Annotated in this window: 15 protein-coding genes; 6 read left to right on the forward strand and 9 right to left on the reverse strand. The window is 48.5% G+C overall.

Annotation, left to right across the window (positions count from 1 at the left end):
- Positions 1 to 181 precede the first annotated feature (181 nt).
- Positions 182 to 427, forward strand: a complete 246-nt coding sequence (locus tag MKX36_RS24315) for a DUF6953 family protein (protein ID WP_340865944.1) — start codon at positions 182 to 184, stop codon at positions 425 to 427.
- Between the two features lie 42 nt (positions 428 to 469).
- On the opposite strand, the gene MKX36_RS24320 is transcribed toward MKX36_RS24315, so the two are convergent.
- Positions 470 to 1,429: a helix-turn-helix transcriptional regulator gene (locus MKX36_RS24320; protein WP_340865945.1), complete on the reverse strand. Its 960-nt coding sequence runs from the start codon at positions 1,427 to 1,429 to the stop codon at positions 470 to 472.
- A 112-nt stretch (positions 1,430 to 1,541) separates the two neighbouring features.
- Here MKX36_RS24320 and MKX36_RS24325 point away from each other — a divergent pair, with 112 nt between their 5' ends.
- Positions 1,542 to 2,489, forward strand: coding sequence for a Gfo/Idh/MocA family protein (locus tag MKX36_RS24325; RefSeq protein ID WP_090889064.1), 948 nt, complete (start codon positions 1,542 to 1,544; stop codon positions 2,487 to 2,489).
- A gap of 38 nt (positions 2,490 to 2,527) precedes the next feature.
- Here MKX36_RS24325 and MKX36_RS24330 read toward each other — a convergent pair whose 3' ends face one another.
- The gene (locus tag MKX36_RS24330) at positions 2,528 to 3,541 is read right to left on the reverse strand and encodes an asparaginase (protein WP_045244741.1); all 1,014 of its coding nucleotides are present in this window, start codon (positions 3,539 to 3,541) and stop codon (positions 2,528 to 2,530) included.
- Between the two features lie 114 nt (positions 3,542 to 3,655).
- On the opposite strand from MKX36_RS24330, the gene MKX36_RS24335 reads away from it, so the two are divergent.
- From MKX36_RS24335 to MKX36_RS24350, 4 genes are all read left to right on the forward strand, one after another.
- Positions 3,656 to 4,453, forward strand: a complete 798-nt coding sequence (locus MKX36_RS24335; RefSeq protein ID WP_340865946.1) for an AraC family transcriptional regulator — start codon at positions 3,656 to 3,658, stop codon at positions 4,451 to 4,453.
- 99 nt (positions 4,454 to 4,552) lie between these two features.
- Positions 4,553 to 5,530 (forward strand): ABC transporter substrate-binding protein, encoded by a 978-nt coding sequence (locus MKX36_RS24340; protein WP_090889067.1) that lies wholly within the window; start codon positions 4,553 to 4,555, stop codon positions 5,528 to 5,530.
- 1 nt (position 5,531) lies between these two features.
- The gene (locus tag MKX36_RS24345; RefSeq protein ID WP_340865947.1) at positions 5,532 to 6,554 is read left to right on the forward strand and encodes a FecCD family ABC transporter permease; all 1,023 of its coding nucleotides are present in this window, start codon (positions 5,532 to 5,534) and stop codon (positions 6,552 to 6,554) included.
- Positions 6,551 to 7,534, forward strand: coding sequence for a FecCD family ABC transporter permease (locus tag MKX36_RS24350; protein ID WP_340865948.1), 984 nt, complete (start codon positions 6,551 to 6,553; stop codon positions 7,532 to 7,534). Before MKX36_RS24345 ends, MKX36_RS24350 begins: the two co-directional genes overlap by 4 nt.
- A gap of 197 nt (positions 7,535 to 7,731) precedes the next feature.
- Here MKX36_RS24350 and MKX36_RS24355 read toward each other — a convergent pair whose 3' ends face one another.
- The 7 genes from MKX36_RS24355 to nikB form a co-directional block, all read right to left on the reverse strand.
- The gene (locus tag MKX36_RS24355; RefSeq protein ID WP_016822613.1) at positions 7,732 to 8,490 is read right to left on the reverse strand and encodes an amino acid ABC transporter ATP-binding protein; all 759 of its coding nucleotides are present in this window, start codon (positions 8,488 to 8,490) and stop codon (positions 7,732 to 7,734) included.
- Between the two features lie 4 nt (positions 8,491 to 8,494).
- Positions 8,495 to 9,211 carry an amino acid ABC transporter permease gene (locus MKX36_RS24360; RefSeq protein WP_340865950.1) on the reverse strand — a complete coding sequence of 239 codons (717 nt, stop codon included), beginning with the start codon at positions 9,209 to 9,211 and terminating at the stop codon, positions 8,495 to 8,497.
- A 30-nt stretch (positions 9,212 to 9,241) separates the two neighbouring features.
- The gene (locus MKX36_RS24365; protein ID WP_016822611.1) at positions 9,242 to 10,051 is read right to left on the reverse strand and encodes a transporter substrate-binding domain-containing protein; all 810 of its coding nucleotides are present in this window, start codon (positions 10,049 to 10,051) and stop codon (positions 9,242 to 9,244) included.
- Positions 10,052 to 10,191: 140 nt separating this feature from the next.
- Positions 10,192 to 11,001 (reverse strand): nickel import ATP-binding protein NikE, encoded by an 810-nt coding sequence (gene nikE / locus MKX36_RS24370; protein WP_340865952.1) that lies wholly within the window; start codon positions 10,999 to 11,001, stop codon positions 10,192 to 10,194.
- 41 nt (positions 11,002 to 11,042) lie between these two features.
- Positions 11,043 to 11,864 carry an ABC transporter ATP-binding protein gene (locus tag MKX36_RS24375; RefSeq protein ID WP_340865953.1) on the reverse strand — a complete coding sequence of 274 codons (822 nt, stop codon included), beginning with the start codon at positions 11,862 to 11,864 and terminating at the stop codon, positions 11,043 to 11,045.
- Between the two features lie 19 nt (positions 11,865 to 11,883).
- Positions 11,884 to 12,714, reverse strand: a complete 831-nt coding sequence (gene nikC / locus MKX36_RS24380) for a nickel ABC transporter permease subunit NikC (protein WP_090889081.1) — start codon at positions 12,712 to 12,714, stop codon at positions 11,884 to 11,886.
- Positions 12,714 to 13,658: a nickel ABC transporter permease subunit NikB gene (gene nikB, locus MKX36_RS24385; RefSeq protein ID WP_016822607.1), complete on the reverse strand. Its 945-nt coding sequence runs from the start codon at positions 13,656 to 13,658 to the stop codon at positions 12,714 to 12,716. Before nikB ends, nikC begins: the two co-directional genes overlap by 1 nt.
- Positions 13,659 to 13,682: the final 24 nt, after the last annotated feature.

Consider the following 13,682-nt stretch of genomic DNA (forward strand, 5'->3'; position numbering starts at 1 on the left):
TTTCAATACAAAAAAAGAAAATTCCCGTGAATATTCCCTTAATTATACAAAAGAAAGCCCACTTAGCCAACTGCATAAGTACATTTATATCAAAAAATTCAATAATTCTCCGAATTGCCGTATACTACAGGAGGCGAGCTGAACAGCTACAACCAATCGGTCGCAGGAAAGGATACGACAAATGGACAACAACCCAACTATAGAACAACAAATTGCACAATGGATGGTCGCGCAAATCCGTGAAGTGGGCACTCTGAAACAAGAAGATGCCATTGCATATGTACGCTCTGAATACGGAGAGCAGTATGTGTTTATAAGCGAGCATGGTCATGTATCTTTGGAAAAAGAAATCAAAAAGGCATTTCGCAAACTACATGGTGGCCGAATCGCCTGGGATCGTGATGCATTCCTCTGGGCCTGGACTTAACAAGCAAAAGCATCTGCTATAGGCAGATGTTTTTTTGATGATTTAACCGTATATCCTCTGGAGTCGGCTAATTTCCTCCTTCACAAACTGTCGGAGTATTGCAGGCTCCACGATTTCAACCCGGCCGATCCAATCCATCGCATCGCGGCAGGCCGCTTCATAGCTATACATGTTGACGGTTAGAATGAAGTGATTGCCTTCCTGTACAGACTGGATGATTTCCATCCTTTTCGCTAGTATTCCAGCTTGCTTCTTAGTCGCTCGGACCAGAACAGGATAGTATTCTTTCTCTCTACAAAGCTGCTTAAAAGCGCTTTCTTTACTTGTCCAATAATATTCCAGTGAAAAATCCTCAGGAACCTTAAAGACTTCAACAGACGGCTGAATTTCCATAATTCGCTCACACTTAAAAGTCCGAATCTCCTGCCCGACTTCACAAAAGGCAATAAGATACCAATCTCCTTTTTTCACCACCAGTCCATAGGGATGTACATGGCGAGAAGTGCAAGAGCCGTCAGCTTTCTCATATTGTATAGTTATTTTATAGGACCCCCATACTGCCGCTCTCACGGCTTCCAGGCAAGGAATCGCTATACGTTCCGTCCACCACGGTGTATCATCAAAATAAAACCGAGCTTTGGCTTTTTGAATATCGGATTGATAGGGGGCCGGCATCGTCTGTTCCAGTTTGAGCAAAGTATTCTTTAACTTCAAACCCGATTCCGTGGACCCGCCCGTATAAATGCCCATCCCCGTTAAATACAACTGAATGACATCCCCGCCATTCAACTGCTTCAGGTTTGCCGTATAACCCTCCATTAAATAAATTCCGCCCTTCGGACCGGATGCAGTAACAATCGGAACTCCGGCTTCAGCCAGAAGGTCGATATCCCTGTAAATGGAGCGTACAGAGGTTTCCAGTGCCAACGCCAATTCCCTGGCCTTCATTCTCCCTCTAGATTCGATACATAATAAAATCGCGATTAAACGATGCAGTCTCACAATCATACCTCCACAATAGATGGTTAACCCGAAATGAAAAGATGATGCAAAGATTGTTGACACCCTGTTGGCAGCAATAGGTGTGTATCATAGAAGTAAAGGGGTGTAATGGATGATGAATATTGGAATTTTGGGGACGGGATTCGGCGCGTATCATGCCTCGCTGTTAAACAACCATCCCAAGGTAAACAGACTCATTGTATTTGGAAGGAACGAAACCAAGCTGCAAAAATTGAAAGAGGAGCTAAACGTAGAAGTCACACAAAATATAGAGGATATTCTGCTGGATCCGGACGTGGATATCGTCGATCTATGCCTGCCCTCCCACCTGCATAGGTCACATGCCATTGATGCGCTAAAGCACGGGAAGCATGTATTTTGTGAAACACCGGTTTGCTTTCATCTCGAAGACGCTCTTCTTATGCAACAAGCTGAGAAGCAATATGGAAAAAAAATTCTGGTTAACCAGTTCATTAAGTTTGATCCTGCCTATACCTATCTGTACGAGGCTTATCGCCAACAAAAATACGGAAAACTCATTTCCTTGTCCTTGAAAAGAGAAACCCCTCCCCTGTGGGGAGACCTTGGACTAAGTTCCCTCCCTACGCAGTTCATGATTCATGAACTGGATTTATTCACCTGGCTATGGGGTCCATGTGATCCATATACAGTGTGGGGTACAGAGGTAGTCCATCCCGAACAGGCACAAGTTCGGGCTTATTTTCAGCATCGGGATACATTCACAGAAGTCATCGCTTCTTCCCATATGCCGAAAAGCTATCCTTTCACGGTGGCCTATGAAGCTTATTTTGAAAAAGCCAAGCTGGTATTTCATGAGAGTGACGAAAACGATCCCATACCCACTGCATTATTTGAGTATACCGCATCAGGACAGCAAAAAATCAACCTCGAATCCGCCAATCCATACGAAAAAAGTTGGGATCATGCACTTGATTGCTTTGGCGGACATGCGGAATGTCTGATCCCATTGGAGTCGGCCGTACAAGCACTGGAAATGGCCATTGAGATTAAAAACAGACTGGAGCAAGCTCGGCGTTAGCCGGTAGTTAGCCCGTACCTTCGGAAATCAGCTTCCTATCAGGAAGCTGTATCCGCAGGCAGGGACACTTCGTCCGCATAGTTCGTTGCCATAATCTTGGCTACCTCAGCCGGGTCAGTCGTCTGGCCCAACGCCCACATCATTTTCGTTACCAGCGCTTCTGTTGTCATGTCATACCCCGGAATAACACCCTTTTCCAGCACCTTCTGCCCTACCTCATAAATCGTCAGGTCCCCGCCCTCATAAGGACATTGAGTGGTAACAACAATACTCATACCGTCCTTCATCAGATCCTCAATTTTACTGATGAGGCTCCTTTCTTTAAAAGGCACGCCGCCCATGCCAAAGCCCTCAATGACGATACCTTTATAGCCCAAGCTCTGAATAGCATCAAAAATCGCCGGGTTTGTACCTGGAATCAGCCTGAGCAGAAATACTTCAGAAGCATACCTGTCATTGTATGGGTGACGAACGGTATCACGATTTGCAAATACGCCCTCCGTATAGACCACCTTGCCATTCTCCACGAGACCTATGTACGGATAGTTAATACTCTCAAAAGCATTATAGCTGCGTGTTCTGATCTTCGAGCTGCGGCTGCCGTTGATAATCTTGCCATTAAACACGACAAAAACCCCTGCTACCTCGCCACATGCGGTCAGGAATGAGTCAATTACATTTTTTTTGGAATCGCTGTGCTCCGCCAATATGGATACTTGTGACCCTGTCACAACGACGGGTTTGTCCACAGTCCCCAACATAAAGCTCAGGGCTGAAGCCGTATAAGCCATCGTATCCGTGCCATGGGCAATAACAATACCGTCGTATTGATCGAGCGAACGATGTACCATCCGGGCGATGGAAGCCCAATCCTCTGGTTGTGTATTGGTGCTATCAATGCTCATCAGATTGTAGGCATCAATCTCGCAAATTTCCTGGAGCTCTGGAATTTCAGCCAAAATATTTTCAGCCGATTGAGTTGGAGTCAGGCCGTTTTCCTGATAGGAGGAAGAAATTGTTCCTCCGGTATTAATGAACAGAACCTTTTTCATTTGCCAATGTTCCTTCCCGATTACAACTTCACTTTATTGTTCTTAGAATTTATCATGAATAAGGGTGATTAGCTACTTTGCTAAAGAAAAGAAATAATGAAGGATGGTGCATTCATGAATCTGGAGCAGCTAGCAACCGTCATCCCGTTGCTGGAGCATATCGAATACGGCAACACCTCTCGGACCCTGCATCCTGGCTCCGACAGCCATCTCCTGATTGTTGCGCTGCACGGACATGTCACTCTCTCAGCTAAAGACCAAGAGCCGGTTATTTTCACGCAGGGCTTTGCCTTTCATAATCAATATGGCGCTTGCAGCATTCAGGTCCCCAAAACCCGGGAAGCCGAATATATCGTGCTTACGTATCGTGTGCTGCAAGGCGAATCCACGGATTGGACGCTGCATGGTCCGTTGCGTACCTTGAGTGAATACAAAATCAAATATATGCTGGACGAGCTGCTACGAACAACAGCCCCAAGCATTCAGGATGAAGCTGGCGTGGAAAAGGCGGCCCGGCAATTTCGAAAAAGACTACTTCTGGAGCGCTTGCTATTCATTTATATCTATGAGACGCATATGGTGCAGGACAACCACAACTCATCGGTATCTATTGAACAATCCCTGTCTTATATCCATGAGCATTATATGCTCAAGCTGACCTTGCCGCTTCTGGCTGATCGGGCAGGCATGAGTGAAGGACATTACACGGTGTTGTTCAAAAAAGCCACTGGCATGACCATGACCCAGTATTTACGTCATCTCCGTATCCAAAAAGCGAAGCAAATGTTCCAGCAGACCCGACTTCCAGCCAAGGAAGTCGCCCAACGGGTCGGATTTACGGATTATTTTCATTTTAGTCGTATTTTTAAAAAAGAAGTCGGCTGCTCCCCCACCCAGTTTCAAAGAATCTAATAATATAACATGTAACGTCTACAAATCAGACATGGTATAAAAGAGAGGTTACCGCTAAAATTCAAATGAGAATAATTATTATTATCAGGGGGAAACAGGATGCATCATTGGTTTACACGTATATTGGGCCTCGCCTTCACCTTACTGCTCGCTATTAGCTTGGCAGCTTGTAGTTCATCCTCCACGAATCAGACTGCGGCAAACGACAATTCGACGGGTTCCCAACCAGCGAACAGCTCATCTGACGGAGACCGTATCACCGTTCAGGACGCACTCGGAACTGTCACTTTACCAGGCAAGCCTGCACGTATTATTTCAATGGATTTCAGCTTTACGGACATGCTGGTGACTCTTGGTGTGCAGCCTATCGGAATTGCTGATGACGGTACGCCTGAGCTGTTCATGGATTCCGTGAAAAGCAAGCTGAAGGACTACACTTCCGTAGGCTCCCGTTATGAACCCAACATTGAACTGATCAGCTCATTGCAGCCTGATCTGATTATTGTGGATATTAATAAGCACAAAAACGCCCTAACTCAATTGAAAGGCATTGCCCCAGTGCTGGCACTGGACGATTTTCAGGCAGACTATGAGCATATGCTAAAAAACTACACGATCCTCGCTACGGCCGTAGGTAAAAGTGAAGAGGCTCAAAAACGCCTAAAAGAACATCAGGTCAAAATGGATGCAGCCAAAAAGAAGCTGAAGAACACCTCTCTGACCGTACTGCCTGCTGTCGTCAATCCTAAAGGCTTCTTCGCCCATTCGGACCATGCATATACTGGCTCCATTGTAAAGCTGTTAGGCTTCACCGATCCGGTGCACAGCGACAAGGCATATCCCGAGCTGACACTGGAGCAGTTGGTTGAAGCCAACCCACAGGTACTGTTCCTGATGCCGACAGACTCTGCAACGATCGTGAACCAGTGGGAAAGCAATCCCTTGTGGCAAAAAATAGACGCAGTTAAAAACAACCGTGTATTTACGGTAGAACGACGTAATTGGTCCTTGTCCCGCGGGATGCTGGGAAGTGAAAAAATAGCCGAGGACATCGTAAACAGCCTGGGAGAGAAGTAAAATGATCCATTCCATATCCACCAAGAAGCAGAGCCGTTCGCGGTTTCTGCTCTTCCTGTTTTTAGTGTCTTTGATTTTATTAATCCTGGGCTTGTTATTCAGCCTCAAATGGGGCCCCGCCTCTATATCGTGGGCTGAACTGTATCAGGCATTGACCTATCAGCGCAGCGACAAGGTACATCTGTATATTCAGACGCTGCGCCTGCCGTGCACCCTGACCGCCTGCATGGTCGGTACCCTGCTGGCGCTGGCGGGGCTATTGACCCAGCTCACCACACGAAATCCGCTGGCTTCACCACATGTATTTGGCATTAACGCTGGGGCTTCTCTCGCCGTGGTGCTGGGACTCGTCTTATCCGCACAGCTATCGGCAACATCCACGATGCTGATGGCCTTTGCTGGAGCAGCGGCAGGTGCATGGCTGGTCTGGTCGCTGGCTGGATTCGCAGACAAGCAGCCTGTTCGCTTGGCGCTGGCGGGCATCACCATTCATTTCATGCTCTCGTCACTAACAGAGGGCTTCATTATATTAAATCAGTACTCTACGGAGTCCATGATTTTCTGGCTGGCTGGCTCTGTAAGCCAGGCGGGCTGGACAGAGGTACGAATGATTCTTCCTTTTTTCATTGCGAGCCTTGTGCTACTCGTTATGCTGTTGCCAGCCCTGCGACTGCTGCTGTTGGAGGATGAGATCGCAGCCGGACTGGGGCAACGGGTCCCTCTTGTTCGAGCGCTGGCTCTGCTGCTGGTTATCGTAATGGCAGGCTCAGCCGTGGCGGTATGCGGACCGATCGGCTTTGTCTGTCTGATCGTACCCCACATCGCCCGGGCGCTGGTTGGAACACGTCTCTCGTTGCTCGTTCCGATGACAGCGCTTGGCGGAGGACTGCTGCTGGTGTATGCGGATCTCCTCAGCCGCATCATTTCTTTTCCGTTCGAATCGCCCGTGGGAATTGTAACCTCTGCTATCGGAGGGCCGTTTTTTATCTATCTGGCCCGTAAAAAAAGGAGGGGGACACGATGACCAGAACTTTCCATCTTGTGACCACCTTGCTTTTGCTGCTCCTGCTCGGCATTGTTTCGGTCAGTGTGGGAGCACTTCCTATTCCCTTGCGTGATATCAGCTCGGCTCTGATGGATACGCACAGCCGTTTTCATTTTATCGTATACGAGGTTCGCTTGCCCCGGACGTTGGTTGGACTGCTGGCAGGCATGGGACTAGCCGTGGCAGGAGCTATTCTGCAAAGTCTGATTCGCAATCCGCTAGCCAGTCCTGACGTGATCGGCATTTCCAAAGGAGCCGGATTTGCAGCGGCGGCTGTGATTTTCCTGTTCCCCCAGTCTCCAGCCTATTTCCTGCCCTTGGCGGCGTTTGGCGGAGCCGTGGGAACATTCCTGATTCTGCTGCTGCTCAGCCGCAGACTTACGCTGGCTCCAGCAGCTCTAGCCCTGGTCGGGGTCGCTATGGGGGCCATCCTCATGGCAGCCACGCAGTATCTCATCGTAACCCATCCGACCAATGTGAACACGGCTTTGCTCTGGATGTCAGGCAGCCTGTGGGGTCGGAGCTGGCGGGAGGCCATCTCACTGCTGCCCTGGATCATTGTCTTGCTACCCTTGGCCTGGGGCAGCTACCAAAAACTGAATGTTTACCAGCTTGGCGATGAGACCATTACTTCCCTCGGGGTACATATGACTCGCCAGCGCCTGCTGCTCCTATTGCTTGCCGTTACACTGGCAGGAATTTCAGTCTCGGCGGTCGGCGCCATCGGCTTCATCGGACTGATGGCACCCCATATGGCTCGAAGATTTGTTGGCAGCCACAATCAGTGGCTGATTCCGCTGGCTGCCCTGCTGGGAGCGAATCTGATGCTGCTGGGCGACATTTTGGGCAGAATGCTCATTGTTCCACGTGAAATACCCGTCGGGATCATGACAGCACTTGTGGGCGCTCCTTATTTTGTATATTTGCTGCGGAGGGAACGCAGCAGAAGATCATTCTGATTCCCCGATATCCACGGGAAAGAGCCCTCCATTGTACCTGGGGAATATCTCCGAGTACTTCCACCAGTAGCCTGATGCATCTATATATAGCACGCCAAAAAGCACGTCAGACATACGCAGGTTTCCCTTCTCCTGCGATAAGTCTAACGTGCTTTTTACTCTAAGTTCTACCCCTTTCCACGTCATTGTACAGAATTTTACGGTTGCTCCTGTAACGTTCTTTGCCCCAAAGCTTTGCCCAAAAATTGCCGTGTCCGTTCTTCCTTCGGATGATTGAAAAACTGCTCCACTGGTCCCTGTTCTACGATCGCACCATGCTCCATCAGCACGACCCGATCCGCTACATCCCTCGCAAAACCAAGCTCATGCGTGACAATAATCATCGTATTGCCTTCACTCGCCACCTTTTGAATCACGGACAGCACTTCATCCACCAGTTCAGGATCAAGCGAGGATGTCGGCTCATCGAACAACAGCACCTGCGGATTCAGCGCCAAAGCGCGGGCAATCGCAACACGCTGCTGCTGTCCACCCGAAAGCTGGGCAGGATAATAGGTCATACGATCCTTTAACCCGACCTTTTCCAAAATGCCTTCACTGATCTCCCTTGCCTGCTTGCGATCCATCTTTTTCACACTGGTCAGACCAATCATCACGTTGTGGAGTGCATTCAAATTTTTAAACAGCTGATATTGCTGAAATACCATTGCCGTTGCCATCCGCAGTCCGAGAATGTCCTTTTTTCCGGCCTTGGCCGCATCTACCTTCAGACCATCAATTTCAATGCTACCGCTGGTCGGCTGTTCCAAAAAATTAATGCTGCGCAGCAGTGTGGACTTCCCCGATCCGCTTGGGCCCAGAATGACCACCACTTCTCCCTTACCTACTGTCAGGTCTATGCCCTTTAACACATGATGCTGCCCAAAATGCTTATGAATTTGATGAAGTTGAATCATGCCCTTACTCACTTCTTTCGTAAATTCGAATACGTTTCTCCAGCACAACAAGCCCGCGCTCAATAATGATGCACACCAGCCAGTAGATCAAAGACACCGCAACATAGACCTCAAAAAAAGCCAACGCCCGCGCGCCCATAATTTTGGCCTGCCCCATCATATCGACGACACCAATCATAAAGATAAAAGACGTATCCTTCACTGTACTGATCAGCGTATTTCCCAGATTGGGCAAAGCCACCGTTAGCGCCTGCGGCAATACAATTTTAAGCATAATCTGTGTTTGGCTCATTCCGATGGAATTGGCCGCCTCAAACTGTCCCCGATCGACCGAATGAATCGCTGCCCGGAACGTCTCCGACAAATATCCCCCAAGGTTCAATGAAAATGAAAGCAACGCAAACAGCTCGGGTGGAATGACGTAGACATTGAATTGCTGCAAGAAGCCATATTCGCTCTGAAAATAATACAAAAACTTAGGTATTCCGTAATATACGAGAAACAGCTGCACAATGAGCGGTGTTCCCCGGATGTACGAGACATACAATGTAGACAAGGGTGCCAAGACAGGCACCTTGTATATCCGGATTAAGGCCGTAGCTAACCCGATGATCGCACCCACCAGCATGGAGACAAACGCAATCCATAATGTAACGGGGAGATACTCCACGATCTGGGGAAGGCTTTTCAGCATATAATCTAAATCAAACAGCTTTTCCATAGGAACCCCACTCTATTCTTTACATTGTGATTACTGAGGAATAAATTCTCCACCTGTCCACTGTTCAGACAATTTTTTCAGTGTTCCGTCCGCTTTAAGCTCTTTAATAATCGGGTCGATTTTAGCTTTCAGTTCTTCACCCTGCTTATCCTTCTTGAACACTAGATTGATGTTATCGCTTTGCACAGGCTCGCCCACAGCTTCCACCTGTAAGCCTTCCTTCTTGATCGTTGCTGCCGCCATCACTGGATCATTCACATAAGCGTCCACTCGGCCATTTTGCACATCTTGAAGGTTATCGGACGAAGTGCCTGTATCATTATATTTTAAAATAATTTTGTTCCCGTTCTTCGCATTATACTGCTCCAGTAACTGCGTATAGGAATCGCCTACCGAGGCGGCTACCTTCTTGCCCTCCAAATCCTTGAGAGAATGGATATCCGTTCTACCCTTTTTCACAATAATAACCGACTGAGCCGAGAAATAGGACTCGTCCGAGAACAAATACTTCTTCTCACGCTCAGGATTTTTGGCAACTTCATCTGCGATGATCTGCACTTTATTCGCATCCAGCGCAAGGAATATCGCATCCCAGCCCGAAGGTACAAATTCAATCTTATAGCCGTCCAGCTTCTTATCGATCTCCTTGACTACTTCCACATCGTATCCGGTCAGCTCATTTTTATCATTCGTAAAGGCAAACGGCGGGTAGTCATTTTGTGTCCCCACATAGAGTACCTTATCCCCTGATGCCGCTTCCTTCGAGGAACAACCACTCAAGGCACCCGTTATTAACACAAGAGATAGCCCAATCGCTGCTACCCAAGCAGATTTCTTCATAAATGACATCCCCTTTTAAAATCCAAGTAATTTACTATGATTTTATATTATAACGAGTTATTCAAATAATACAACTAGCAAATTTCATTTTGATTATCTAACCAGATGCTGCACAAAAAAAGACCCTTGCGGGTCAGTTGTTATCTATGAAGTGGAAGACGGTCTGCTGGATGCTCCGGCAAAATGGACGAAATTAAACGTTGCACAGCCGGGTGAGCAGATTCAAAAATCTGATCTTTCTCAGCACAGTGCTCGACTAATTTCCCTTGTTCCATCACAGCAATGCCATCACAGACGGCGTAAGCCGCTCGAATATCATGTGTGATAAACAGATATGACAATCCAAATGAAGTTTTCAGCTCTTCCAACAGAGATAAAATGCGCATCTGATGAACCATATCCAGACTGCTGACGGACTCATCCAGCACGATCAGCTTGGGTCTGAGCGCAATCGCCCGTGCAATGTTAATCCGCTGTAATTGTCCGCCGCTGAATTGATGCGGATATTTATTCCGATCCTCCGGTTTAAGACCCACCCGCTCCAGCAGATTTTCTACCGTTCTTTTTTGTTCCTGCACTGATAACCGCTCGTAATTGTCCAAGGGCTCTCCGATAATCTGTCCGGCGGTCATGCGAGGGTTTACAGCAGAATAGCAGTCCTGGAATACAACCTGCATATCCCGTCGCAATCCCCTGCGTACTTGAGGACTTCCATTATAGATGTCCTGCCCCTGAAACAGCACCTGACCCTCCTGCGGCTTCTCCAGCCCCAGAATAACCTTGCCCAGCGTGCTCTTCCCCGCTCCACTGGTTCCAAGCAGTCCTAGGCAAAATCCGCTCTCTATGGTAAGCGACACATCAGTGAGCACAGGGAGACGTGATTCGGAGCGGCCCAGCCATTTGCGCTTTCTATAGCTATGAGTTACTTCCTTCACTTGCAGCACACGCATTCGCTCCCCTTTTGAAAGTATCCAACAGGCAACTCATCGCCCTACTGATTTATGCCCTGAAGGGACAACTTAGGTCTGGCCTGCAACAGCATTTTCGTATATTCATGCTGTGGATGGTCGAACAACTGAAACACCTCTGCCTGCTCAACAATACGCCCCCGCTGCATCACTGCCACTTCATCCGCCATTTGGGAGATGACACCCAGATCATGCGAGATCAGCAAAATAGACGTGTCATATTCCGTACGTAAGCGATCCAACTCTCTCAGCACCTGTAGCTGATTAACCACATCGAGTGCCGTCGTCGGTTCATCCGCAATAACCACTGCTGGCCGCAGGCACATGGAAATGGCGATCATGACCCGTTGCAGCATCCCGCCACTCAACTGAAACGAATAACGCTTCATTAGCTTGGCTGGATTGGGCAGATTCATATTTTCCAGAGCCGTTATAGCAAGATCATGGGCCTGTTGTTTGGTTAATCCGGTATGCGTGCGGATCGTTTCCATAAATTGGGATCCAATCGTATATACTGGCGTAAAGGCTCTCATCGGATTTTGCATAATAAAGGCGATTTCCTTGCCTCGAATGCGGCGCATCTCCTCAGCTGCCATTCCGTTCAACTCACGTCCGTTCAGACGAACACTGCCTTCCACATCCATCGTCTGGCGATCCAGTAGCTGGAGCAGCGCGTTACAGGTTACTGTTTTACCGCTACCACTCTCGCCGACAAGACCCAGAACCCGCCCCTTTTTCAGTTCAAAATGGATAGGTTCCAGCAGAGATACCGCCCCTGCACCCGTTTTGAGTTTTACCTGCAAGCCACTGACCTCCAGCACCTGCGTCTTGGCTGTGTCCTCCATCGTTGTCCTCACTCCTGTTTTACTGACGTTTGGCAATTCCATATCGGTCGGACAACGCCTCTCCCAATATATTGAAGGCCATTACCACCACCAGAATCATGATACCCGGATAAATCATTAATTCCGGATGACTGCGGATGTATCCCGTTCCCTCATGAATCATGGCTCCCCATTCAGGAGTCGGCGGCTGGATGCCTAGACCCAGGAATGACAACGCGGAGATATCCATGATCGCCCAGCCCATCTCCAGCGTACCAATGACCACAATCGGCCGCAGCACATTCGGAATGATGTGCCGCCGGATAATGGCCCCTGAGGAGGAGCCGCTAATCCTTGCGGCCGCTATAAAATTCTGCTCTTTCAGACTGACGACCATATTGCGGCACATTCGGGCATAGTACACCCACTGCACCAGCATCAAGGCAAACAGCACCTGCATGAGACCTGGCCCAAAAATACCGACAATGCCGAGCACAAGCACCAAGTTGGGAAACGCCATAATGCCTTCGCAAAACCGCATCAGTACACTATCGACCCAACCGCCCAAATAACCTGCAACTGATCCGATCACAACACCGATGCTAAGCGAGGACAGGAAAATTAATGTCGCAAAGCCGAGCGAAATTCGCGCTCCATACAGCAGCCGGGACAGATTACACCGACCCAGATGGTCCGTTCCCAGCCAATACTCTTTTGAGGGGCCTTCCAGCTTATGCAGTAAATTGACTTTAACCGGATCATGGGGAGCCAGCCACGGAGCCAGCGCCATTATGATAAAAAGAGCTGCCAGCACGATAGAGCAAACCACGATTACCTTTTGACCTTTGAACATTTTACGCAACCTTATCATCACTGCTCTGCTCGTCCCTTCGAAGAAATTCGGGGGTCCATATACAAATGCACCAGATCAACGAGCAAATTGCATACGATGAACAGGCATGCCGCCAAAAACACATAGCATTGTATGACGGGAATATCCCGGTTAAAAATGGCTTCCACGAAATAACGGCCAAACCCAGGCCATGAAAACACCTGCTCCACAATAATCGTTCCAGTCAGCAACTTGCCCAGGTTCATGCCCATACTTGTTATTAGCGGAGTAATGGCCATTTTGAGTATGTGCCTGAGCATAATCACACGCTCGCGTATTCCTCTGGTTCTGGCATACTGGACATACGTTTCCTGAAGCTGTTCCAGCACACTGGAGCGCAACAGACGCGTATATAAAGCAATCAGAACCAGCGACAGAGTCAACGTCGGCAACACCAGATGCTGCCACGTTCCCCGACCCTCTACAGGTAGCCAGTCCAATCGTACAGAGAAAAAGAAGATTAACAAATATCCCAGCCAGAACTGGGGAATAGATGCCCCGAAATACGAAATCCCTCGACTCAGTATGTCGATCCAGCCATTTTTACGCATCGCCGCCAACACACCCAGCGGAATGCTCACCACGATGGATAATGCCATGCTGCTTAAGGCCAGCTCAACAGTGGCAGGCAATCGAGCCTTCACCTCATCCCACACTGGCTTGTTGGTCAGATACGAACTACCAAAGTCCAACCGACTGATTCTTTGAAGTGTATGCATATACTGTGTCAGCAATGGCTGATCCAGCCCGAACTCATGCCTTTTCTGCTCCAGAATTTCCGGGGTAGGATAAATATGAGCAGCCGTCAAATAAGCTTCAGCCGGATCAACCGGTGAAATGTGAATGAGTGCAAAGGTAACAAGGGTGGCAAAGAGAACAATAGGAATGACCGCTACCATTCGCTTCCCGATATAGCTAATCATAGTTGTCCTCCTATCCTGTAAATT

Source organism: Paenibacillus sp. FSL W8-0439, from assembly GCF_038008995.1.
GTDB classification, from domain to species: domain Bacteria; phylum Bacillota; class Bacilli; order Paenibacillales; family Paenibacillaceae; genus Paenibacillus; species Paenibacillus polymyxa.

Bases quoted from the DNA above. Each gene is read 5' to 3' on its own strand.
- MKX36_RS24315 (WP_340865944.1), top strand. From the start codon at position 182: ATGGACAACAACCCAACTATAGAACAACAAATTGCACAATGGATGGTC.
- MKX36_RS24325 (WP_090889064.1), top strand. From the start codon at position 1,542: ATGATGAATATTGGAATTTTGGGGACGGGATTCGGCGCGTATCATGCC.
- MKX36_RS24330 (WP_045244741.1), bottom strand. From the start codon at position 3,541: ATGAAAAAGGTTCTGTTCATTAATACCGGAGGAACAATTTCTTCCTCC.
- MKX36_RS24335 (WP_340865946.1), top strand. From the start codon at position 3,656: ATGAATCTGGAGCAGCTAGCAACCGTCATCCCGTTGCTGGAGCATATC.
- MKX36_RS24340 (WP_090889067.1), top strand. From the start codon at position 4,553: ATGCATCATTGGTTTACACGTATATTGGGCCTCGCCTTCACCTTACTG.
- MKX36_RS24345 (WP_340865947.1), top strand. From the start codon at position 5,532: ATGATCCATTCCATATCCACCAAGAAGCAGAGCCGTTCGCGGTTTCTG.
- MKX36_RS24350 (WP_340865948.1), top strand. From the start codon at position 6,551: ATGACCAGAACTTTCCATCTTGTGACCACCTTGCTTTTGCTGCTCCTG.
- MKX36_RS24355 (WP_016822613.1), bottom strand. From the start codon at position 8,490: ATGATTCAACTTCATCAAATTCATAAGCATTTTGGGCAGCATCATGTG.
- MKX36_RS24360 (WP_340865950.1), bottom strand. From the start codon at position 9,211: ATGGAAAAGCTGTTTGATTTAGATTATATGCTGAAAAGCCTTCCCCAG.
- MKX36_RS24365 (WP_016822611.1), bottom strand. From the start codon at position 10,051: ATGAAGAAATCTGCTTGGGTAGCAGCGATTGGGCTATCTCTTGTGTTA.
- nikE (WP_340865952.1), bottom strand. From the start codon at position 11,001: ATGCGTGTGCTGCAAGTGAAGGAAGTAACTCATAGCTATAGAAAGCGC.
- MKX36_RS24375 (WP_340865953.1), bottom strand. From the start codon at position 11,864: ATGGAGGACACAGCCAAGACGCAGGTGCTGGAGGTCAGTGGCTTGCAG.
- nikC (WP_090889081.1), bottom strand. From the start codon at position 12,714: ATGATAAGGTTGCGTAAAATGTTCAAAGGTCAAAAGGTAATCGTGGTT.
- nikB (WP_016822607.1), bottom strand. From the start codon at position 13,658: ATGATTAGCTATATCGGGAAGCGAATGGTAGCGGTCATTCCTATTGTT.